Source organism: Sphingobacterium sp. 1.A.4, from assembly GCF_002734245.1.
GTDB lineage: Bacteria > Bacteroidota > Bacteroidia > Sphingobacteriales > Sphingobacteriaceae > Sphingobacterium > Sphingobacterium tenebrionis.
The window spans coordinates 36,720-60,668 of sequence record NZ_PEAZ01000039.1 but is presented as its reverse complement, the minus strand read 5'-3'; the positions used below and the strand labels follow the sequence as shown (position 1 = coordinate 60,668).

The window sequence follows — 23,949 nt, the reverse complement described above, 5'->3', positions numbered from 1 at the left end:
AATATGGACTGCACTTATCGGGATCCTGCTCTTTAAGTACATTCAGAAGAAAGCAAAGTACGACTGGAACCTCTCGAATCTGGTCAACTTTATCAGGCTGAACATATTCGTGAAAATTGATCTGTGGAAATGGGCGGATGATCCGTTCATTTCAGGAAAACCTCCCGATAAAAAAGGACAATATGTGCTCTTTTAGTAACACACATAGGATACCTTTCCAGTAATTAACCAAATTCTTCAATTGAACACAAATGGAGAAGGATTTTTTATGCCAAAAAATTTATTTAGGACAGTACTGTATTGAATATTATTTTGATGTCAGATTGATTAAATTTAATGAATATACAAGAGAAGATGAATTTAGCGACAAGGTTTATCAACTTAGAATGGAGCTTAAAAAGTATAATGATTTTTACGGAATTGAATTGGCAGAGTTAATTGACAAAACCAATAATAAATACAGAAAGTTATTATAAGCAAGTATTAATCTTTTCATAATATGTCAACACACTATATTGATGCATCTTGTACTCAAACTAATGAAATACAAAATCGCAATAACGCTATAAAACAGGCTTTTAAAAACATTGAAGAAACTTTATTGAGAGTCCAATCTTGGCTTAAACAAGAAGAGCTAAGATTTAGTGTTAAGAGTGATTTCCTGAATTCAAAGCAATCGCAATCATTAATTAAACAAATTACAACTCCATTTGCAATAGTTTCTTTGGGCTGTTCCCCTGAAGGTATATTTAGTATAGTTTATAGTCTAGATCATCGGATAAAAGATCTTATAGGTGATTATTTTACTAATACTCTCCTAAGGAGAATCTACGAATTTACAAGTGGTGATTTAGAAGGGAAAATACACATTGGTTCTTTGAATAGTGATTGCTTTTCTACAATTTCTCAAATGATTGATTTAGCTGAAAATAATTCACACCATAATGTTACTAAAACAGCCTTTATTGATGGATTAGAGTAATAAAATTCTTAAATATAAATAAAGCCTCTCCATTAGAAGAGGCTTTATTTTTTATTAGATATTTATTTTCTAATAAACGCCAATATGTTCTACCCAAGCATTAACCCTTTCTAATACTTCATCACCTGGCACACCTCTATCTAAATAATACCATTTCTTATCATGTTTCATGTATAAAGCTACTGCTAAAAACGTGTCATTTCCTTTAGTAACAGAAATTACATGAAAATCATTATTCGCTTCTGGAAGTCTTTCACTTGTTTTTACCCAATTCATATTTTTAAAGATTTTTTAATTTTTTATTCTGCTGAATATAGATAAATTGTTCTTTATTCTTTAAAGTGGGACAAGAAAATTTCAAAGGATTTTTATTTTTAGGATTTCGAGTCCTGTTTTATATTTTTAAAATATCCCAAAAGAACTTTATTTTTAGTTTTTTAAACCTTGAATATTTTATTTTTGATTTCATAAATAATAATGATGGATGCAACTCAGTGGAGTGACCTTGATAAAATCTTGCGTCTCCTTTACCAAAACAGGCAAGGCATGTCTTGGTATGATGTTTATACTCAATGTAATTTGGATAGAGCGTATGCACAATCTTTATATGAAATTGCCGAAGCGTATGAATATATAAAAATAGACCACAAAGGTTTTAATTCTAAAGATCCTGATCCTCATTTTGTGAAATTAACTAAAGAGGGAATAGTTTTTTTTTCTAAAACTAATTTTGTGGAGCAAAATTTAAAAACGTATGATTCAAATCAAAATATCACTATAAATAATACAATTTCTAACTCCCAAGGTGTTAATATAAACAGTGATAACAATAAATCTATTAATGTCAATGAATTGCCGTCTCTGAAAAAGAAATGGTGGACAAATCCTTGGCTCGTAACAATTGGCTCTGCAATTTTCCTAGCCATATTTTTTTATTTAATTAAATCTGTATTAAATATCGATTTATAGTCTAAGTTATTAACCTAATAGAACAATTGTTAAAATAAAAATCAAAATTTTTTACTTTTTTTTTGTTGGCATATCCTACTCATTGCTTATAAAGTTTAATTTATAATATTTTGAAGGTTGGGCACGAAAATTTTCAAAGGATTATCATTGCAGATTTTGGTGTCCAAATGTAATTTTAAAAAAATTTGATAAAGAAGAAAAAGTGTTAGTCATGCTATTCCTTTTTCAGAAGTTTATTTATGTCATCCATTGTCAACCATGGTCTTTTTTTATGAATCATTTTATGACAATTTGAACATAGCATTGCAATATCCTCTACTCTAGTTATATGATCAGTTGACATTTCACTAACAGCAATAGTATGATGTCCTTCAATGAAGTCCTTACCTATATTTCCATAGATATTTTCAAAATCAAATCCACAAACTTGACAAAATAATCTTCCGTTTTCTTTTTTGAATTTCTCCTTTGCAAGGGAAATTACTCGGCTATTTCTCTCCCGATATTTATGTGTTCTTTCAACAATTTTGCCTTCTGGAAATTCACCTGTTAAATCTGCGTTGTTTTCGAAATCTCGACTTATTTCTAATTGCCAAAATTTTCTGGGTGCTCCAAAAGAGCCCTTTTCACTAGGTTGAATACCAAGAAGATTGCAATATTTTAAATACTTTTCATTTAACTTGTCATTCAAAAGAGGTTTTGATTCTAAAATTTTGATAATAGCTTTATTAGTTTCTCTACCGTCTTTTTCTTCTGAAACAGAATGCTTTTCAAGTTTATTGTTTTTGTAACCAATAAATCGACTTGGGGCAAATCGAATCTCTTTGCCAATTTCGTAAGCAACGAAACAAGTGCCTCGTTTAATTAATGCTTTAGCCTCATTCATTGAATATTCATCTCCTTCTGTTAAGTAACCTTCTAATGTGTCAATGTTCTTAATAAGTTGATTTTTATTATTTATCAGTTTCATATTTAGTCAAGTTTTGGTGCTATGCATAATTTTCAAAGGGGAAATAGTGAAAAAAGATTGAAGTCCAAATTTTTGAATATTTTGGATGCTGTCAAGTATAGATATTGAGGCGTGTGAAGGTTTTGGTTCAGATGTTGGTTAATATAACTGAAAGGTTAAAAGATACTTTTAATGTAAGAGAATATCTTTACTTTTAATAAGTTCTTTTAAAATGTTCTTGATTTTTCAAGTTTACTAATAATGTTTTCAGCTCTTTTGATATTTATCCTTTTATATAAAGTTTAAAGGGTCAAAGTTCTCATCTTCAAATGTTGTTGCATTGTAAGTTTTAAATATCGCTTCCTCTAACCAAATAACTCTAATGTTTTCCATTGTGCAGAATTCAATAAGACTACTTAGTGGTCTTTGGGAGTATACTATAAACTCATTTATATTTTCATAACCCATTTGTCTATTTACAATAGAAAATTTATAATATTTAAGCTGTCCTACGCCTTTAATCGTTTGTTTTTCTTGATCAGAGATTGAATTTAAAATTGTTTTAATTTCAAAAACTAAGGCTGTTTCATCCAATGTTGATAAACAATCAAATTTACCTTCGTACAATTCAAATCCTTTTTGCTCACAAAATACCCCAAGTCTTCTTACTATTTCTTGATGTTCAGCTAAACGCTGTTGACGGATCCTAATTGATTCTGTGTAATCAATACTTACAGTTGAAATAATATTAAAAATGGGATCAACGGCAATTGTGTCAGATGTCACAGACCTATATTGAGAATATGGAATCCCATCCTCGTTTATTGTTTCCTCTGGTATAATGGTTAAAACTTCATCCTCCGTAATTATAACTTTTCCAATGGGATAAGAGTTATTCCCCTTTCTTGTAATATCTCCCAATTGTTCTGCAATTCCCGGAAGAATTTTAACTGCATTTTTTGCCATAGCTTCTGAAGTACCGGTTACAGCAAGTATTTCTTGGAATGTTAACTCAGATAGATGTATTATTCTATCATATTCCTCAGGGGAATCATTTTCAGCTTCAAGTGAAAGCATCAATTTCTTTGTTTCAATTCCTGATTTATCTTGAACAAGTTTTAGTAAGATTCTATATGGATGACTTATTTCCCCATCATTTCCTTCTAGCCCCAATTGTAAAAAAGAATTTTTCCATAATTCTCTTTTTATCCCTACACTTTGGGAAGATAAAAGTTGTATTGCTTGAGGACTAAGAACACCAGATTTATTCTCGTAAACCGTCAAAAAACCAAGAAGTTGAAATAGACGTCTAATATCCCTAGCGACAGTTAAATACCCTCTATTTGACTTTGGTTTTTCTTCTTCTAATGCAAGAAATTCATCTACTGTAAGGTGCTTTTCTCTATATGTATAAATACCATTTCTTGTTAAAATCTCACCGAAATTTTCATCTTTTAAGGCTATTTCCTCATCTATCAGTTGTTTAATTGATGATAATGCATTAAATAGTTTGTCTAAATCATTGAATTGATGAGGAAAATTTTTCATTAATTTTCAGAATTTAAGTTGAAACAAATATAACATTTGTTTCAACTTTTTCAATATCTTGCTTTTTGATGTTCAATTCCTTTATACGAGAATTAGCTATTTTAATATATTCTTTGTTTTTCTCATAAGCAATAAAGTTTCTATTATTATTAATTGCACTAACACATTCACTACCTGATCCAGCAAAAGGAATAAGAATTAAATCATTCTCGTTAGAAAAGTGTTTAATAATTCTATCGCAAATTGCTAATGGCTTTTGCGTTGGATGATTAACTTTTTCCTGTGAAAATCGTTTTCCTGCTAGTACAGGAATATTCCAAACATCTCCTGCATGTTTTCCATCTGGATGAGGTGTCCAAATTTTACCGTTTTTTGTTATTTTGTTTTTTAATCGTTGCGTACTCTTATATGGTTCTCTTATTTGATGATAAGTGTAATTGTCAGTTTTAGAGAACCAAAGAATTGGTTCATAATTTGCTGATGGAGAATTTTTATATCCTGAAAATCCATTTTCATAATACCAAATTATTTGCCTTCTATACTTTAAATTTTTTTGATATAAATGAACATGAAGATGACATAAATAATGATGGATACCATAAACGAAAATAGATCCTGTTGGTTTTAATTTCAGAATCGCAACATCAAGCCATTTTTTAGACCATACAATCCAATCTTCTACATTATTCCAATTGTCTGAAGAATTTCCAAAATCCTTATTCAAGTTATACGGCGGGTCTGCAATAATTAAATCAATTGACTGATCTTCCAGTTTATTCATTTCTCTAATACAGTCTCCTTGGTATATTTTATTTATCTCAATCATCTTTTTTTTTGATATTTTGGAAAATTAAAACGTTTTGGTGGTGCATATTCGGAACAAACGAAAAAGGATATCCATAAGGGTAAATACTTTTATGCCTTTGATACAATATCTTAATTCCCTTTAGAGCAAAATTCCCCTTTTTTTCTATCTCGTTAGCTAAATCCGCATGGAAAGTATAGTACTTTTCTTTTTTTCTAAAGTCACTAACAATTACACACATATATTTCCCTACTTTTAAAGGCTTAGAACAATCGTTAAAAAACTTAGCAAGTGTATTAAGGAATTGTTTATAATCCTCGATATTAGCCAAATCTTCATTATTGTCACTATACTTATAGTCTAAATTGTTTTCCACTCGTTCTTTACCTTTGTGGTCAACAGTTTCTAATATATTCCAATAAGGAGGACTTGTTACAATAAAATCAAATTCATTACTTTTAAACTTCTTAATTTCCTTTTGACTATTACCATTTATTAAATACTGCTTTTCTTTAAAAGGAAAATTATCAGGAACCTCTAATTTGATTCTTTGTAATCCTAGATTATGATACTTTAGATTTAATTCTATACCGTATCCAATTCTTTTATTGTAAGCACATGCTTTGACTGTTGATGCTACACCAGAAAAAGGATCCAGTACTTTATCGTTTTCTTTTGTAAAAAATTGAATAAGTCTACCAACGTCTTGAAATGAAAAAGGCGCGGGATGTTGCTTTTCAATTTGTGCATCTTTATTGCCTGCACCCAAGCCCTTTTGACTAAATACTGTAATTGTTTCAGGTAACCATTCTTTTGCTGTCAAATCATTCAATCCGTTATTTATTGCGAATGCAGACTCTTCACTTGGAAAAAGAATAGCATTCGCCTTATCTAAATCACCTGCGGAGTGAAATAAAGCAACATCATCCCAATTATCAATAAATCTACTTGGAATTCTCAATTGAACTCTATTTTTCAAAATTTCATTGAGTTTTCTTCTCGCAAGTATATTTTGTTGTTCCTGTTTTACAGGAACTACTTCTTTTTTCTCTTTTTTATAGAAATGGTATTTCATTTAGTTTTTTTCTCGTACTTAACCTGCTCTTCTGCGACTTTTAAGGCATTTATAGCCTCGTCTTCATTCTTGACAATATCATAAATCTTCGAACCAATCCACAAAGCATCTAATTCAGCGTATGAATAGTTGAATGTTTCACTAATTGTTTTCAAGTGTTCTCTTTTCAATGCCTTTTGGTCAGATTCAACTTTACTTAAAAAACCATCTCCAACCTCAAGTATGGATGCTAATTGCCTTTGAAGCATACCTTTAGATTCTCGTAATTCTCTTATTTTTTGTCCAAGTGTCATTTTACCAAATTTAGACTTGACTAATTTAGGTCAAATATAATAATTATTTTTGAATTCAGTTTTCTTATTTCTCCCTTTTAAGTTATCCTTAAAAAATCAATACTGAAAATAAGGGGGGGCTAACCAATATTAAATTTTAAACTAAAATTATGAATATTTATAATAGGTTATAAGGCATTCCGTTTTGGAATTACCGCCATTAATATACGCCAAACCAAGCTATAAATAAAACGGTTTCCCGTAATTTATTTATAGAGCTACGCTGTTTGTCATAATTATTGGCTTGGTAATCCCTTCACTCCATAAAAGTTCCTTTGTCTTTTAACTAGGTATTGACATACCTGGTTAAAATCCAACCACTTTTAGAGTTTGGCTCGCCTGCTGATCACTTAGGCTTCGATGTTGTCATTATTTTTGATATACCCACCACACAATTCATTTTCAAAAATATCGCCAACAGTCTTCGTATACTTCGTATATATCGTTGAATCGTCCTTGCGGACTTTTTTTCAACGACCTGCGTTCAACTCGCAGTCGGCGAGCAATTCTGAGCTTGTGCAAATTGGAGGGGCACGGAAAATTTCAATGGGTTTAAATTGTAAAAAATGGAGTCCAATATCTTGGTCTCTTCAAAAAGTGAGACGAAAGTGAGACGAAAACAAACATTTTTACTGCTTTTTCTTTATTTTTATGAAAGGAATATTTAATAGAATTTTTTAATCCTCGTTTTAACTGAACTTAAAAAAAACAGGCATAAAGCGCACTTCAGAGTCATAAAACAAAAAACCATCCCTATTATCTAGAGATGGTTTCCAGTGACCCCGCTGAGGCTCGAACTCAGGACCCACAGATTAAGAGTCTGTTGCTCTACCAACTGAGCTACGAAGTCGTCATTAATCCAAATGTACGAACAATTAGGCAATATCATAAGAGTGATTTGATACAAAACTGCTTTCCATCCAAAAATGTAGTAGTCAAAAACTACATTTCAAAATTCACAGTTAAATAATCTCCTTATTCTAATGTCTGAAATACCTTATAACAACCTTAAAAAAATCTGTTCTAAGGGTATCCCAACTATTTATATTTTTCAACATTATGAAACATTTTTTAAAAATTTTGAAAAGATTTTATTTAATATATCCCTTCTAACATTTTTTTTTTTGCCTCAGGAAACCACCTGGTCTAACTGGCTTTAGAATTCACTAAGAGTTGAATAATTAGTCCGGAAGGGATAATCAGATACAGCTGTCTAAATGCACATGGATAGCAGCCTATACTACCTATTAATAAAACAAGCCCCTGTATTGAATTCCATACAGGGGCTTAATTTTATCTGTTGTTTATTATTTTCTTGCCTATTTCTTCAGGTCCTTTAAGATTTCCTGCACAGCGCGTTCCAATTGCGGATCTCTATCCGCCATGCGGTCTGCTGTCGTATTCTTTACAGCGATATCTGGCGCAACACCCGTTAACTCCAGATCTTTTCCGTCCAGGGTATAACATCCCCAAGATGGCAATCGGTAGAAAGAACCATCCACCAATCCTTTACCAGAGGTAAAGATAATCCAGCGGTAAGTCTCTGTTCCGATGATCTTGCCAAGTTTTAGCTCCTTGAATCCTGCAGCCGTCATCTCTGCATCACTTAAGGATTGCTCATTGATCAATAGCACTATAGGTTTGGCAGCGGGAGCAAAATTACTCTGAGGCGATTTCTTACCGCCACGGTACTGCCATTGCAAATAAGGTTTCTGCGACAAAAAGCGTAATACCTCATCATGAACATTTCCTCCTGTATTATACCTCAGGTCCAAAATGATGGCATCTTTATTGTTTTCCTGCTCGGCCATATCCAACAAAAAGGTGTTCAGTTCGCCTGCCCCCATGTTCTTCATGTGCGAATAGGCAATACGGTTGCCACTCATTTGATCTACCTTCGAACGGTTTCCTTTGATCCATTCATCATACAGTAATTCCTTAAAGGCTGCCCCACTTTGCGGACGGATATTCACATCCACATCTTTTCCATTTCTATTCACCGTCAATTGCAGTTCGCTCGCTAAGGAAGGCATCGTCAGGTAATAATCCCGATCCAAGGATCTATCAATCTTGGTACCATTGACTGCCACCAGCACATCCCCTACCTGCAGATCAACCCCTATACGGGATGCCGGACTGTTTCTTACGATCCGCGAAATCTTGTAGGGGTTCGATGGATCATAGGTAACCCCCAATTCATTGCTCACAAAATTGAAGTCTTTTCTTTCATCAGATCCCATCGTACTGAATCCCATGTGAGAGGAGTTCAGCTCGCCCAACATATCGTTCAACATGATCCGGAGGTCTTGTCTATTGTTTATTCCAGGCAGGTAGAAAGCATATTTTTGCTTGATGCCTTCCCAATCCACCCCATGGAAGGAAGGATCGTAAAAGTTCTCCTCCACATTTGCCCAGGTCTCATAGAACATCTGTTGGAATTCCTTATCCAGATCCCTGTTGAATTTGGAGCTGATCTCTACCCGCTCTAACCGGTTCTGATCGATGTTGTACTTTTGTAAAGTGCCCTGTGCCAGTACAAAATACTTTCCATCCACTTCGATGATGTGGCCGAAACCTCCATCCATCACTTTCTCGGTTTTTGCTGCTGTAAATGGTTCATACGTTATCCTGTATAGCCCAAAATTTCCTTCATGATTGGATTGGAAGAACAGAAACTGTTTCTCGCCTTTGGCAAATGCCTGTGGACCACTTTGTGAACCCGCAAATGGGCTCACCTGTTGGATCCGGTCCAACAGACCATTGAAATCGATGCTGACCACATTTTTCTTGGTTTCTGTTTTCGGCTCTGGCTTTGCTGCAGCGGTTTTTACCGTTTTATCTTTTTCAGGCGTTTTCATATTGTTGCTGGTATCTTTCTGTTCCTTTTTAGGTTCTGCAAAAAGCTCATCAAATTTGCTCAAGCGATAAGGTTCATCGAAATTCTCCAAGGCCATCCGGAAGATGCTGGCATTCCCCATTCCCATTGGGTAAGATGGCTTGGTGCGATTTCCGGCAAAATAGATATACTTTCCATCAGCAGAGAATACCGGAGAGGTTTCCGATACGCCTGTATTTGTCAGGTTATGGGTTTTGTTATTGGCTAGGTAGTGAACAAAAATATCCTGTTCAAAATTACGCATGGCTGTGAACAGCACATACTGACCATCCGGTGAAAATGAAGGGGATGAATTTTGGAATGCCCATAATTCATCCTTCACAATGGTATTGCTCTTCAGGGAATTCAGATCCAAGATCCTTACCTCATCTCGGCCTGATAGGTAAACCGCCTTTGTTCTTTCCTTATTGAAATTGATATCCCTATTGTTCCTCTTGTCGGAGGTCAACTGTTTGGTCTCCCCTTTTCCATCTGCTGAACGGCTGAACCAGTTCTGGTATCCAGCAAAAGTCTGGCTGAAAACCAAGGTCTTGTTGTCCTTTAACCAGATCACTTCCATTACCCGCTCGCCCGAAGATGGCATTTGCCGAACAAATTTTCCATCGATATCCGAAACGAACAACTCTCCACGTGAAACAAAGGCCAGTTTTTTACCATCCGGAGATACATCATAATTAGAGATTTGGCCCTTAACATCAAATTCCTTCGATTTTCCAAGCACTTGGTTTCTACCAAGAAGAATAGAAGGTTGAGTTGTTTTTTTACTGGCTACATCATAGATGTACAATTGATAGCCTTTTTCGAAAATTACCGAAGAGCCATTGGCCGCCACTTGTGGCGAACGGATGGATTCCTTAAAATTGGTCAGTTCCGTTTTCCTGCCATTCTCAAAGGTGTAAAGGTTGTATTCATCGTTTCCTTCATCCGAAGCAAAAAAGATCTTGCCGGACTTATCCACCGTTGGCCATAGATCCTTACCGATGTAATTCGTGTATTCCTTGAAGGATTTATCCTTCGGATTATACCCTTTAATATCCGGGTTGAAAGCTCCTTTATAGCGCTTTCTATTGGCAGCTGTATAACTCTCCCAAGTATCAGTAAACAAGAGTTCTCCACTTGGGGTCTCTACCATCCCATGGATATAGTTGAAAAAATGGGGAATGATACGTTGGGCTGTCCCGCCCTTGCTGTTGACCTTATAACTGCTCATTCGGTTTTCCCTTCCGGATGTGAAGTAGACATTCTGGCTATCCCAGCTCCAACTATCCACCTCATCGGAAGATTCGTGGTAGGTCAGCTGTTGGATGTCACCGCCTTCCAAGGGCATCACATACACATCCATATTTCCATTCTGATTAGCTGAAAATGCCAACCATTTCCCATCGGGAGAGATTCTTGGGGAAACTTCATTTCCAGACATGGCCGTTAAGCGTAAAGCATTTCCTCCTGTACTGGGCACTTTCCATAGATCACCTTCATAACTGAAAACGATGGTTTTCGCATCAGGACTCAATGTTGGGTTCGAAAGAAAAGTGGGTTGAACTTGCGCCATGCATGCACTTCCTCCAGCCAGGAGCAAGGCAAGGGTTAATATTGATTTGTTCATGTATTAGGTGTCTAATATGTACTGAATGAACAAATGTAACATTCAGAAACCCAAATTCCATCTATTTATCTAATTTTGCTGAAAATCACAGGTACATGACTTCCCAGACAGCAATAAAACCCAACATCAGTCAACAATATAAAAAAAGGATCCGTTTAGCCGTATCCCTATTTTATTTCGGACAGGGGCTTGGTTTTGCGACATGGGCAAGTCGGATCCCTACTATCAAAACCGCATTAGGCCTTTCTGAAGCCCAATTGGGAACTCTATTACTGATGATCCCCATCGGTCAATTGCTGACGCTCCCTCTAGCTGGTTTTTTGACCAATAGGTATGGTAGTCATCGTTTATTGCCTTGGGCATCTGCATTTTATGCGCTTCTGTTGATCATTATTGGTTTTTCCCCAAATATATGGATGCTCGGCGCTTCCCTGTTCTTTTTTGGCGTCATGGGAAATATGTGCAATATATCCGTGAATACACAGGGTGTGTTGGCGGAGGAGCTGTATGAAAGACCCATCATGTCCTCTTTTCATGGAGCCTGGTCATTAGCCGGGTTTACCGGTGCACTGATCGGGATATTAAGCATGAATCTGGAATGGACCAGCATACAACAGTTTGTAGGAATTTGTGTGCTGCTCCTGGTCAATGTATTGCTCAATAGGAACTTTCTAATTCCCGAAATCAAGAAAGAAGAGGAGAAAAAAGAAAAATCGAAATTCAAACCTGATGGTTTGATCATTCAGCTTGGTATCATTGGTTTCTTTAGTATGGCTACAGAAGGTGCTATGTTCGAATGGAGTGGCGTCTATTTTTCAGAAGTGGTAAAAGCTCCAGAAAAACTGATCATCCTAGGATTTGGATCTTTTATGGTGATGATGGCTTTGGGACGCTTCATAGGCGATGCTGTCATCGCTAAAATTGGCAGACAACGCACTTTGCAGATCTCAGGGATTTTGATGTTTTTTGGCATGTTGGTTTCGGTTATTTTCCCTAACCTATATGTATGCACATTGGCGTTTATGCTGGTTGGCCTTGGTGTAGCCTGCAATGTCCCTACGGTTTACAGTGTAACAGGAAAACATAAAACCATTCCCGCAGGTGTTGCATTGGCTATGGTATCCAGCATATCCTTCCTTGGATTCTTAATGGCGCCGCCTTTGATTGGGTATATCGCCGAACTGTTCAACCTTCGCTATTCTTTTGCCTTGTTTTCTCTTTTTGGTTTGCTGATGTTCATCATGTGCAGTAGACTTAAAATCTTTAAAAGAGATTAATTGTTGCATGGATAACCATGAACGCCCATTTTAAAAAAACCTGCATATCAGCACTATCTAGATTAAACAAATTAATCCATGGTTAGTGTTTTATACAAAAATGAATATCTTCCTTTTCGTTTATTGAATTTCGAAACATAAAATAAGGCAAATCCATCTTTTAGCCCCTCCAAACCTATTTTTCAAAACAAAAAGCAAGGTTAATAAAGCTTTAATAATTTTTTAATGATTATTTTCTTTGTTTATATAAGCTTTATCAATAACTTTAAAACAACAACCGAATAAAAACTTATTTACCTAGGATAAACATATTACATCCTAAAATTTTAAACCTAACTAACTTATTTTATGGAAAAACCTCAAAACAAGCTGTTGGTTTTACTCATTTTTCTTACGTTGCCATTTCTTTCCATGGCCCAGCGTCAAATTACCGGTGTGGTAAAAAACGCAACAAATGGGGCTCCGATAGAGGGGGTCAGCGTATCGAAAAACCAAGTACCACAGACAGCGACCAATTCCAATGGAGAGTTTCAAGTGACGGCCAATGTAGGCGATAGCCTATCTTTTACCGGCGTTGGTTTCAAAAAGATTTCCCAAGTGGTAGATGCCCGAAACATCATGGAAATTACCATGTTCGAGGACGGCAGCGACATTGAGGAAGTAACCGTTGTAGCTTTTGGAACACAGAAGAAAACCAGTGTCGTGGGAGCTATCACAACGGTTAAAGCCGCAGATCTAAAGATCCCGGCATCCAACCTAACCGGCTCTTTTGCCGGAAAAATACCTGGCGTTATTTCCTATCAAACGTCGGGTGAACCAGGAGCAGACAATGCCCAGTTCTTCATCCGCGGGGTAACCACCTTCGGATACCAAGCCTCTCCGTTGATCTTGATCGATGGTTTTGAAGCCTCCGTTGATAACCTAGCCCGCTTACAACCTGATGATATCGAAAGTTTTTCCATTTTAAAGGATGCATCCGCTACGGTATTATACGGTGCCCGTGGAGCAAATGGTATCATCATGGTGACCACAAAAGCTGGTCGTGAAGGGCCGGTATCTGTGAATGCACGTGTGGATGTAAATACCGCCATGCCAACCAAGATGATCGATATGATCGACGGGGTGGAATACATGCGGTTGTACAACCAGGCCCGCATTACTCGTGACCCGGTGTTGGGCGCTTATTATTCCGAGCAGAAGATCCAGTCTACCTTGAACAATGAAAACCCAATGATCTATCCTAACATCAACTGGTACAACACCTTGTTCAATCCATCAACCACCAACACCAAAGCCAATGTGAACCTATCTGGCGGTGGACAGGTGGCCACTTATTACGTATCTACAGGATATGACAAGGAGTCGGGGTTATTGAAAGTGGATAGCCGAAATAATTTCAACAACAACATCGATATCAACCGGCTGTTTATCCGTTCGAATGTTATCTTCAAATTGACCAAAACCACCACGTTGGATACCCGTATCCAAGGTCGGTTTGAGCGCTATACCGGACCATATGCCTCTGCGAGTAACATCTTCCGAATGACCATGAACAGTAATCCGGTGGATTTTCCGGCCGTATATGAGCCAGATGCACAAAATGAATTTACAGAGCATACGCTCTTTGGAAATACATTCGTAACAGGTTCCCTAAAACAGAACCCTTATGCAGAAATGGTTAGGGGTTATGAGGACCGCAACGAAAGTAATATCGTGGCACAGGCTACTCTTTCCCAAGACCTTGCCTTCTTGACCGAAGGGCTGAAAATCCAAGGTAAGGCTTCGGTTAGTACCTGGAGCAAGTATTCCAGCCGCCGTAATTACAATCCTTTTTACTATGACCTGGAAAACTATAACCAGATCACTGGCGAATATACCCTATATCCCTTAAACCCAACAACCGGACAAGGATATTTAGGAGATGTGGTTCCGGGAAGAGATGCCAATGGTCATTATTACTTTGAGGCTCGCTTGAACTGGAACAGAAATTTCGGATTACATAATATAGGCGCCATGACCGTAGGGATGATGGAAGAAAAGCTTCTTACCGCAGGAAACAGTTCATCCATCTATGAAACCTTACCTGAACGTAACATGGGTAACTCCGGACGTTTGACCTACGACTTTGACAACCGCTATTTTATGGAGCTCAGTTATGGCTTCAATGGTTCGGAAAAGTTCACCGGTGAAAAGCAATACGGGTTTTTCCCTTCCGCAGGTGTATCCTGGATGGTTTCCAATGAAAAGTTCTTCGAACCTTTAAAACCTTTCTTCAGCTCGTTGAAATTACGCGGAACCTGGGGTCTGGTGGGTAATGATGCCATCGCAGGACGTGCTGGTCGTTTCTTCTACCTTTCCGACATCAGTATGGGTGGCGGCGCTTACCGTTGGGGAACCAGTTTCATGAATTCCTATGGTGGCTATTCCGTAAACCGTTATGCCAACCCGGATATCACCTGGGAGCAATCAGAAAAATACAACTTCGGTATGGAAGCCAATTTCATGAACGAATCCCTAAAAATTACCGCCGACTTCTTTAAGGATATCCGTAGCAAGATCTATATGACGCGCCAGAACTTCCCTTCTTCAGCAGGTTTAGAGGCTAGCGTAAGTGGAAACGTAGGGAAAGCAAGTTCCCAAGGTTTCGATGGATCCGTTGATTACATGAAGAACTTCAATGAAAACTTCTGGTTATCCGGTCGTGCCAACTTTACCTATGCCGTTAATAAGTTATTGGAATTGGATGAGCGGGATTACCCAGACGCTTACCTAAAACGTCAAGGCCAGAATATTAACCTTCAATGGGGCCTATTGGCAGAACGCTTGTTCGTTGATGAAAACGAAATCAACAACTCACCGCTTCAGGATTTCGGTGAATATATGGCAGGCGATATCAAATACAAAGACATCAATGGCGATGGGGTGATCAACAGCAACGACCGTATCCCAATGGGATACCCAACAGTACCAGAGATCCAATATGGTTTTGGTCTGTCCATGGGCTATAAGGCCTTCGACTTTTCATTCTTCTTCCAAGGGAACAAAAACGTATCGTTCTTCATCAATGCAACCAGTGAGTCCAACCTATCCACCGGTAATTTTGGTATTGCCCCTTTTGCAAACAGAAGAAATACCTTAGCTATCATTGCCAATGATTATTGGAGCGAAACCAATCCGAATACCCATGCTTTCTGGCCAAGACTGTCCACCGACCCGATTGAGAACAATATCCAACAATCTTCTTGGTGGTTGCGTGATGGATCCTTCCTTCGCCTGAAATCCGTTGAGGTCGGTTTCAGCCCGAAAACATTAAAACGTTTCGGTTTGAATCCTGGAAGCCGCATCTACTTTTCTGGAGAGAACCTTTTCGTTACCAGCCCATTCAAATTATGGGATCCGGAAATGGGAAGAAATGGATTGGGATACCCTCCTAACAAACGTTTCAACGTAGGTATTCAATTGACTTATTAATCTAAAAGAACCGAGAAATGAAATCATTAAAATATATCATACTTGCAGCGACATTGGCATTGGGTTCTTGTAGCAAGTACCTCGATGTAGTACCCGATAACACACTTCGATTGGAGGACATTTTCAACCTCAAGATCGATGCTTATAATGCTCTGGCAAAAGTATATAGCTATATGCCACAGGACGACAAGACCCACGTGACAAGTTGGACACTTGGGGATGAATGGATCGGCCGTCTGGACCTGAACAACACACAATCGAACCTGCGTGCCATCCGCATCATGCGCGGCCTGCAATCACAGACCAGCCCACAATTAGGCTTTTGGTCGGGAACCGAAGGAGGAAAACCATTGTATGTGGGCATTCGTCAGGCCGATGTCTTTCTGTCGAACATCGATAATGTGAAAGACATGACCGAGGGGGAAAGAAAAGATTGGAAAGCACAGGTCAAATTCCTAAAAGCATATTATACCTTCCTTTTGGTGCAACGCTATGGACCGATTGTCATCCCAGATAAAATGGCAACTCCAGAATCTACCAAAGAGGAACTTTTCATTCCAAGAAAGAAAGTGGAGGATTGTTTCAATTATATCTTAACCTTAATGGAGGAAGCGATTCCAGATCTTGTAGAAAGAGCCACTTCCAACAACTTGGGTCAGGTAGATCAGGTAGCCGCCAAAGCGATCAAAGCGAGGGTACTGTTCTTCCGAGCCAGCCCATTCTTCAATGGTAACCGCGAATACTTCGGCGATTTCTACGATAAGGATGGCCAACCGTTCTTCCCTTTGGAGGAAAATAGGGAAAAATGGAAAGAAGCATTGGATGCAATCAACGAATCCATTGCCTTATGCGAGGCCAATGGCATCGGGCTCTACCATTACGAAAAAGAACCGTTTATCTACGATCGGGAGGCATTTGCAAGCAACAAAGATCGTATGCAAAAACTATACGATTTAAGGATGTTGATCGTAGATCCTTGGAACAAGGAATTGGTTTGGGCGAACTCCAACCTTGACTATTACGAACAAGGGGAACTGGCGCATTCTTCCAACATCCGTCTGCCGGAAGGATACGGAGATGGGGTGGTCAATACCGCCACCTTCTCCTGGCAATGGATGGCAGCGACCTATCAGATGGCCGAGCGTTATTATACCGAGAACGGATTACCTATCGATCAGGATCTATCCTATGACTACAACAACCGTCATGAGATCATCCGCACACCAGGAGCTGCTGAACCTGACTATAACCATTGGAACGGCTATATGCAGCCCGGTGCAGAGACCATCAAACTCTACATGAACAGGGAACCACGGTTTTATGCCAACTTGGGGATTACAGCAGGATATTGGAGGGGACATGCCGTAAGGATCAACACCATGATGTACGGAAATGCTCATGGGGGATATAATTCTTCCCAACATACCACGGATTTCCTGACCACAGGTATCGGGACCCAAAAGTTCGTTCATCCGGAGTCCCAATCGGGGGCTTGGCAGCGTACGATCAAGTTTCCATATCCTATCATCCGTATGGCCGATCTATACTTGATGAAAGCGGAAGCGATGAATGAGTATACCGGACCATCCCAAGCGGTGTATGACGAGATCAACAAGATCCGTAATCGTGCCGGCGTGCCGAATGTGGAAGATGTATGGTCCGATCCATCCTTGGCAAGAACTGTTGGCAAACACCAGACCAAAGAAGGATTGCGAGATATCATCTTGGAAGAAAGAAGTATTGAATTTGCATTCGAGGGTATTCATTTCTGGGATATGTGGCGTCACAAAAGGGCGACTTCGGCATTCTCCTCGCCTATTTGGGGATGGACGCATACCGGGACCACAGGGTCAACCTTCTTTGTCCTGGAGGTAAAACAAGAGCGTAGATTTACCATCACGGATTGCCTATGGCCAATCAGTTTAAATGAAATGAACACGAATGGACAACTTATTCAAAATCCAGGATGGTAATTCCATTCAACACTTATTCAGAAAGATCATGAAAAAATTAGCTATAAATATTCTATCCCTCCTAGTCGGAATAGCCGTTCTTTCTTCCTGTAAGGAAGTGGAGCGCTTCAAACCGAACAGTGATGATAGCACCCCTCCAGGAAAAGTAACCCTAAAGACCTATAAGCCTCTTTATGGGGGTGCCCGATTTTATTATACCCTGCCCAATGATGAGGATTTAATGGGTGTCGAAGCGATTTATACCAATCCGAAAGGAAAGAAATTCACCTTTGCCGCTTCTTATTTCACGGACTCCCTGGATGTCTATGGGTTTCCAAGCACAGACGAGTATTCGGTTCAGTTATTTGCCGTGGATCGTACAGGGAATCGATCGGAGGCATTGGATGTAAAGGTCAATCCTCTGGAGCCCGCCTTCAGTAGGGTGGCGAACTCCTTACAGGTAAAACCGGGTTTCAGCTCCTTCTTTTTAGATTGGGAAAATGAATTGATGCAGAACATCAATGTGTATGTGGATTTCACTTTTCCACAGAATGGCGAAACCAGAACCCTGACTTCGGTTTTCTCATCCAACTTGGAAAAGGACCGCCGTTTTATCAACGACCTATTTCTTAATCCATCAGAGAAAGTGGATGTGAAGGTTCGGGTAGAAGATACCTATGGAAACATCACAGAAACAATCGACAAGGGGCAGATTTCCCTTTATGAGGATAATAAGATCGAAAAGAGCGCCTGGGTTCTTCCAAACCCGAACGATTCCATTGGAGGAGTTCCAATGGTTTTTGGTAATGGCTATGAAGGTAGGAACCGGTATGTGATCGATGATATCATTGACCGTGGCGATAACCTGAATTTTATGCACACCAATAGCCGTGGAAAGACCGGAAAGACCGCAGACGGGAATATGCCTTGGAACTTTATCATTGACCTAGGGGCTCATTACGAACTCAGCCGGATTATCACGGTTCAGCGACACTCTGGAGGCTTGGCCAACATCAATCGCGGTCAATACTACCGGAACGAAAATGTCGGATTGTACAACATGTACATCTGGGATGATGCGACCAATTCTTGGGAATTTGTTTCCCAGAACAAGATCATAGTTCCTTTGGGACTGAGTGAACTGGAGTTTGTGAAAAAAGGTGAAGCGGGCGACATGGCCTATATGTATCCGGATGAACCGGCCTATACCAAACCAACACGTTGGTTCCGGTACGAAGCAGTAAAGAGTTTCAACGGAAATTATACGCTGGATGATGCAAACTGTCTTTCGGAGATTACACTTTATGGTAAAAAATCTAATTAACCTACAATTATGAAAAAGATATCAAGCAAAATCGGAAGCTACTTCTTCATGTTTGGGGTATTGGCGGCCATGTTTTCCTGTAAGGGCATGTATGATAACATTGAACCCTATTCGAATGAGGTGGTCTATCCGGCAAAATACGACACTATTGTTAGTAAAATAGGTTATGAGCGGGTGGAATTGGATCTGATGAAAGCAGGACGCGTTCCTTCCAGCCAGATCTCCATGGGAAAATCCAGCAAGACCATCGTGGAATATGACGACAAACAAATTGTAATCGACTCCTTGGTTTCCTGGGTAAATGTGGTAAACCTGACCCAGCCGAAGTTATACCGGATCAAGGTCTATACCATCGACGAGTTCAACAATAAATCGGTTCCTCAGACCATCGCGGTAATTCCTTATACGAAAGGGGATGTGGATAACTTAGTGGTTGCCTCTCCCCGGATCCTAACTTCGCCATCTGCCGCGGTATTGGATTGGACCACGTCCCTATCCTCTATCCTTTTGGACTATAACAGCATGAAGTATGAGTACACAGATAAAAGCGGTACGAAGGTTACAGGATATAAGGAGGGAAACCCACGGATCTTTGCGGCGAACCTCAACGCCGGACAGCCTTTCAATATCCAATTGACCTACAATATTGTACCAAAGGTGAATGGGAAACCGATCTTGGATTCCGTACAATTGGTTAGTCCATTGACGATCAATATGCCAACGGGTTCAACGCCATTTAATGCGGCCGAACGGGATATCCTTGCCGCCAACGGGGTTACTACCTTCACTGCGGATGGCGTAGCTTCCATCAAAAAGCTGACTTTCCCGGTACATACCAACACCCTGCAGGATCTTTTCTATTTCTCCGGAGTGGAGGAGCTGGATTTGACAGGTGGTGATATTTTTGACCTGAAAACCCAGGCATACAATCGCAACAGCATCAGCAAAACTATTGGAGGGGGTGATTATTTACCTTTTATTCGGAAAGTAACGCCGATTACAGATGCGAATGCACAGACCATGGTGGATCTCTTGACCTTAGGCTTGATCAAAAAGGTAAAATATGTGCCAAATTCCATGGGTATCGACCATTTGCTGCAGCCTTTTGAAGCAGCTGGGGTCATTGAATATGTAACTGTTCCTAACGAATCGCTGATCCCAATGAATTTCTTCTTGGACGGTAAGATTCAGGATGCTAACAGCTGGGCACTTGATCTTGTGAATCCTGCCACATCATATCCTGCAGGTACAGGTATTGTGAACCCCATCAAGGCTACGATGAAAGGAAAGAACGGAACATTCGTGTTTGTGCTTCCTAAGGAGTACCGTTTTAACCTGCCGGAATATCGTTTCTTGAAATTCAAGGTCTATTCGCCTGCAAAATCTGCAATTAGTGGGGTATATGCACCTTATCAGAGGTTATGGCCACGGTTCATGAATTATTTATGGGCTTTTAATACGGAAAGTACATTTGGTCAGGAATTGTGGAACACCAATGCGAACGATTATAAGATCGCAGATGAGAATTTGCAGAAGTGGACTGATGTTACGATTGATCTGAATACGTTGATGAACCGTCATACGAGGGTGATCGCGATGAATATCGGTGGCGAACCATCATTGACGTTTAATCCGCCAGCGGAAATAACCTATTACTTTGCGAATTTTAGGTTCTCAAAATAGCAATTTCATAATCTTAATAAAATGTGTTTGAAAGGTGCAGTCGGGAGATTGCACCTTTTGTATTTGATCTATTAGGTTTTTTGCTTTTGACTTATTGCTTGATTAATTTTCATCTTATGGTTTTGATTCCTTCAATCTTAATTGAACCATCCAATGGTTGGGATTTGCTTTAATGACTTCCTGTTTTAAGCTTTCATCTTTTTTGGCCATGGCCTGATAGACTTTTAATGGAATGGCATTGGGATAGATTTCCCTGGCATTATCTACTAATGTCTCTGCCTCTTTATATCGTTTATCCGCATTATAGGCTTCTGCTTGATAGATATACAGGATAACTGGAAGTTTGCCATAAATTTCGTTTACTTCCATGTTCAGTGCCTCTATTAGATCAACCTGAAATTTAGAGTTGTTTTTGGCCTGCGGATTTGATATATAATTCTGATAACCAAAAAACAATTTTATTAAATGGGAGTTCCTAGATTTTTCATCACGTAATAGTTCGCCTACTTTTTTAATAGACGGCATTTGCTGGTTGATGGTATCCGCCTGTAACATCTCTTCAAATAGATCATCGAAGACTTGGTAGACTGTCTTGTCATTTCCATCGATAATAGTGGTTTTTCTGAGGGAGTCTACTTTCTGTTGTATTTGCAAATTGCCTTGAGCATTGCAAAATAAAGGGGTTAGTAGGATAAATAAAGAGATTAATCTTAACATGTTAGTTTTTTTAAGGTATGGGTTAAAACTAAGCAAAAAGAAAAGGAGAAATGATGGGATGTTTTAGACTTAACAATTAAATAATTGTGGATTATAAACCTAACTTATAAGACTGCTCATTATTCGTTTCCAACTTAACTTCACAAAATTAATTAAAACTAAAAGATTAATTTCCTTTAAAATAAATACCGAAAGGCTAAGCAACCATAATCACAATACTATATAACTATTAGTAAAAAATTAAAAAACAATTTGATAATATAAAAATAAAATTCAAAGCCTTGATTTTTTAAAAGTAATATTTATATTTGTAGTACATAACAACATTAATATAATTTATATTCGTTGATTATGAATCAATTATAACAAACAAAAGATATTATAAACCTAAGTAAATTGCTATGCATACTACTATTTTACGTTGTTATACTTTATTATTGATATTGAGTCTGATGACCTTGTGCGCCTGTAACAAAACCTTCGACACATATTATGATCCCGAAAGCACTTTAGGCAACAACATCCTCGAGGTTTTGGAAGAAAAAGGAGAATTCAAACTTTTTATTTCATTAATTGATCGTGCCAATTTGAGAAAATCCTTAAGTGAATCTGCTATATACACTTGTTTGGCTCCAAAAGACGAATTTTTAAACGCATATTTTTTGGATGAACTCAACTATAATTCCTTAGACCAGGTACCTATTACCGAAGTTAGGGCCTATATTAATTATCATTTTATTAATGGAATGTATTATACTTATGATCTTGAAAAACGATACACCTCTACAGAAAACCTTATTAACAAGAGTAGGGTAACTAATTATAAAACTAGATCTGAAGGAAAAAATATTGGAAAAAATATTAGAATTTTTTCACCTTCTTTCTTTACTATTCAAGGGGAAGATTTTGAATTTAACTATCAAAAAAAAGGGGATAAATCTTTTTATATAGAAGGAGTAAAAATATCCACTTCACAATGTGATATTGGAGCTAGAAATGGTGTCATTCATATTCTAGACTCCCCATTATTTCCAAGTTTACGGACTGATTTAGCCATTTCCAAAGACCCAGATCTTTCCATTTTTAGCAGTTGGATTGAAAGACATTCTCAGTATGTTCTTGGAGAAGTAGACGAACAAGGAAATGTAGATACAACATTATATAAAAACTTTTCCTTTGGGCGAAATTTAGCTGATGAAAACACGCTATCTACATTATTCGCTCCTACTGATGATGCGATTAAAAAATATTTCGAACCTTATATGGATCTTATAGATAACACATTAGACTCCGTTCCTAAACATGTGATGTATTCTCTAATCCGCTCTTCAGTACATGCTAATCTATGGTACCATTCAGACTTAGTAAGAAACCAACCCCAATGGAATGCATTAACAGGTTACATTCTATTTGGCAATCCTGTATTAGAATCTATTATTGGAACAACCCCGGCAAGTAATTCATTTATTTATAAAACTAACCGAGTAATGGAATCTCCAGAAATGAGCAGCGTTCGTTCAGGTATCATGATGAAATATAAAATATACAACCAATGGTATTGGATGATGACAAATAAAGGATTAGGCGCTGGAATTGTGGATGTATTGTTTTATCAGCATAGTCCAAAAACACTCTTAGTTCAAAGCGATGAAATATGGGGTTCCCCTTTTGCTCAAGATATGGATCAGATACAATTAGAGAAAAGATTAAAAGAGTGTAGAGCGGGAATTTTTCATTTTAATGTCCTTACTGACGGTGGATTTAAAAAACGATTTTATCCTACAGATGAAGGCTATATCTTATTTGACGATAATAAATTTTTTGATCACACTGGGCATTCCGTGAATCTAATTACCAAAAGCCCTGTTTGGGAAAAACCAACTGGTTCTATATATGAAATTGATGGGTTTTTAAATCCATTGGATAGGTTAGATATTAATAATACTGTTTGGAAAAAAATCCAGTCTAACAGCAATTTATCATCCTTTAAAGCCATTGTTGATAAAGCCTTAATGGCCGGAGAACTTCAGCTCACAGGATTCTTTACCTATTCTGTTTTTGCACCTTCCAATGCGGCGCTTTCAGCTGCAGGCATAAGCCCTTCTAGTTTAACAGCTGAGGCTGCTAAAAACCTGATTAATAGACATATTGTAACAAACAGGCATTTATTTACTGATGGTGTTTTCACAGGTCAACTAACTAATAAAAAAGGAGAATATTTAACCTTTTCTGGTGCATGGAATACTTTCTCAATTCAATTTCAAAATAATGTGGCATACCCTATACCTTCTTCAAGCAATGTACAAGGAAGTAATGGCGTACTACACGTAATAAATAAAGTGTTATAATAATTTACCTGACCG

17 protein-coding genes, 1 tRNA gene and 1 pseudogene are annotated in these 23,949 nt (G+C 38.1%); 10 read left to right on the top strand and 9 right to left on the bottom strand.

Annotated features, from left to right (window positions below):
• The 3 genes and pseudogenes from CRJ00_RS18775 to CRJ00_RS04855 all read left to right on the top strand — a co-directional run.
• Positions 1-196 (top strand): annotated as a pseudogene (locus CRJ00_RS18775) (IS4 family transposase); the annotation flags it as partial.
• A 55-nt stretch (positions 197-251) separates the two neighbouring features.
• Positions 252-476 (top strand): hypothetical protein, encoded by a 225-nt coding sequence (locus CRJ00_RS04860; RefSeq protein ID WP_099365752.1) that lies wholly within the window; start codon positions 252-254, stop codon positions 474-476.
• 23 nt (positions 477-499) lie between these two features.
• Complete coding sequence (locus tag CRJ00_RS04855) at positions 500-982, top strand: hypothetical protein (RefSeq protein WP_099365751.1); 483 nt, start codon at positions 500-502, stop codon at positions 980-982.
• Between the two features lie 69 nt (positions 983-1,051).
• On the opposite strand, the gene CRJ00_RS04850 is transcribed toward CRJ00_RS04855, so the two are convergent.
• Positions 1,052-1,258 (bottom strand): hypothetical protein, encoded by a 207-nt coding sequence (locus CRJ00_RS04850; protein WP_099365750.1) that lies wholly within the window; start codon positions 1,256-1,258, stop codon positions 1,052-1,054.
• A 201-nt stretch (positions 1,259-1,459) separates the two neighbouring features.
• Between CRJ00_RS04850 and CRJ00_RS04845 the strand changes: the two genes are divergently transcribed.
• A complete protein-coding gene (locus tag CRJ00_RS04845; RefSeq protein WP_099365749.1) occupies positions 1,460-1,951 on the top strand; it encodes a hypothetical protein in 492 nt (163 codons plus the stop codon).
• A gap of 214 nt (positions 1,952-2,165) precedes the next feature.
• On the opposite strand, the gene CRJ00_RS04840 is transcribed toward CRJ00_RS04845, so the two are convergent.
• The 7 genes from CRJ00_RS04840 to CRJ00_RS04810 form a co-directional block, all read right to left on the bottom strand.
• Entirely contained in the window at positions 2,166-2,921 is a 756-nt protein-coding gene (locus tag CRJ00_RS04840; protein WP_099365748.1) for an HNH endonuclease, read from the bottom strand.
• A 270-nt stretch (positions 2,922-3,191) separates the two neighbouring features.
• The gene (locus CRJ00_RS04835; RefSeq protein WP_099365747.1) at positions 3,192-4,448 is read right to left on the bottom strand and encodes a hypothetical protein; all 1,257 of its coding nucleotides are present in this window, start codon (positions 4,446-4,448) and stop codon (positions 3,192-3,194) included.
• 13 nt (positions 4,449-4,461) lie between these two features.
• The gene (locus tag CRJ00_RS04830; protein ID WP_099365746.1) at positions 4,462-5,274 is read right to left on the bottom strand and encodes a DNA-methyltransferase; all 813 of its coding nucleotides are present in this window, start codon (positions 5,272-5,274) and stop codon (positions 4,462-4,464) included.
• The gene (locus tag CRJ00_RS04825) at positions 5,267-6,328 is read right to left on the bottom strand and encodes a DNA methyltransferase (RefSeq protein ID WP_099365745.1); all 1,062 of its coding nucleotides are present in this window, start codon (positions 6,326-6,328) and stop codon (positions 5,267-5,269) included. The genes CRJ00_RS04830 and CRJ00_RS04825 overlap by 8 nt, the downstream gene beginning before the upstream one ends.
• On the bottom strand, positions 6,325-6,621 hold the full coding sequence (locus tag CRJ00_RS04820; RefSeq protein WP_099365744.1) for a helix-turn-helix domain-containing protein: 297 nt from the start codon (positions 6,619-6,621) through the stop codon (positions 6,325-6,327). Before CRJ00_RS04820 ends, CRJ00_RS04825 begins: the two co-directional genes overlap by 4 nt.
• 816 nt (positions 6,622-7,437) lie before the next feature.
• A tRNA-Lys gene (locus CRJ00_RS04815) sits at positions 7,438-7,510 on the bottom strand.
• Positions 7,511-7,979: 469 nt separating this feature from the next.
• Entirely contained in the window at positions 7,980-11,162 is a 3,183-nt protein-coding gene (locus tag CRJ00_RS04810) for a S41 family peptidase (RefSeq protein ID WP_099365743.1), read from the bottom strand.
• Positions 11,163-11,257: 95 nt separating this feature from the next.
• Between CRJ00_RS04810 and CRJ00_RS04805 the strand changes: the two genes are divergently transcribed.
• The 5 genes from CRJ00_RS04805 to CRJ00_RS04785 all read left to right on the top strand — a co-directional run bounded on the left by CRJ00_RS04805 (position 11,258) and on the right by CRJ00_RS04785 (position 20,869).
• Complete coding sequence (locus CRJ00_RS04805) at positions 11,258-12,439, top strand: MFS transporter (protein WP_099365742.1); 1,182 nt, start codon at positions 11,258-11,260, stop codon at positions 12,437-12,439.
• A gap of 348 nt (positions 12,440-12,787) precedes the next feature.
• Complete coding sequence (locus CRJ00_RS04800) at positions 12,788-15,910, top strand: SusC/RagA family TonB-linked outer membrane protein (protein WP_099365741.1); 3,123 nt, start codon at positions 12,788-12,790, stop codon at positions 15,908-15,910.
• 17 nt (positions 15,911-15,927) lie between these two features.
• Positions 15,928-17,883: a RagB/SusD family nutrient uptake outer membrane protein gene (locus tag CRJ00_RS04795; RefSeq protein WP_099365740.1), complete on the top strand. Its 1,956-nt coding sequence runs from the start codon at positions 15,928-15,930 to the stop codon at positions 17,881-17,883.
• Complete coding sequence (locus CRJ00_RS04790) at positions 17,852-19,186, top strand: DUF4959 domain-containing protein (protein ID WP_218962185.1); 1,335 nt, start codon at positions 17,852-17,854, stop codon at positions 19,184-19,186. Before CRJ00_RS04795 ends, CRJ00_RS04790 begins: the two co-directional genes overlap by 32 nt.
• Before the next feature lie 9 nt (positions 19,187-19,195).
• Positions 19,196-20,869 carry a DUF4998 domain-containing protein gene (locus CRJ00_RS04785; protein ID WP_209023086.1) on the top strand — a complete coding sequence of 558 codons (1,674 nt, stop codon included), beginning with the start codon at positions 19,196-19,198 and terminating at the stop codon, positions 20,867-20,869.
• A gap of 114 nt (positions 20,870-20,983) precedes the next feature.
• On the opposite strand, the gene CRJ00_RS04780 is transcribed toward CRJ00_RS04785, so the two are convergent.
• The gene (locus CRJ00_RS04780; RefSeq protein WP_099365739.1) at positions 20,984-21,586 is read right to left on the bottom strand and encodes a hypothetical protein; all 603 of its coding nucleotides are present in this window, start codon (positions 21,584-21,586) and stop codon (positions 20,984-20,986) included.
• 533 nt (positions 21,587-22,119) lie between these two features.
• On the opposite strand from CRJ00_RS04780, the gene CRJ00_RS04775 reads away from it, so the two are divergent.
• Positions 22,120-23,934: a fasciclin domain-containing protein gene (locus CRJ00_RS04775; protein ID WP_218962184.1), complete on the top strand. Its 1,815-nt coding sequence runs from the start codon at positions 22,120-22,122 to the stop codon at positions 23,932-23,934.
• Positions 23,935-23,949: the final 15 nt, after the last annotated feature.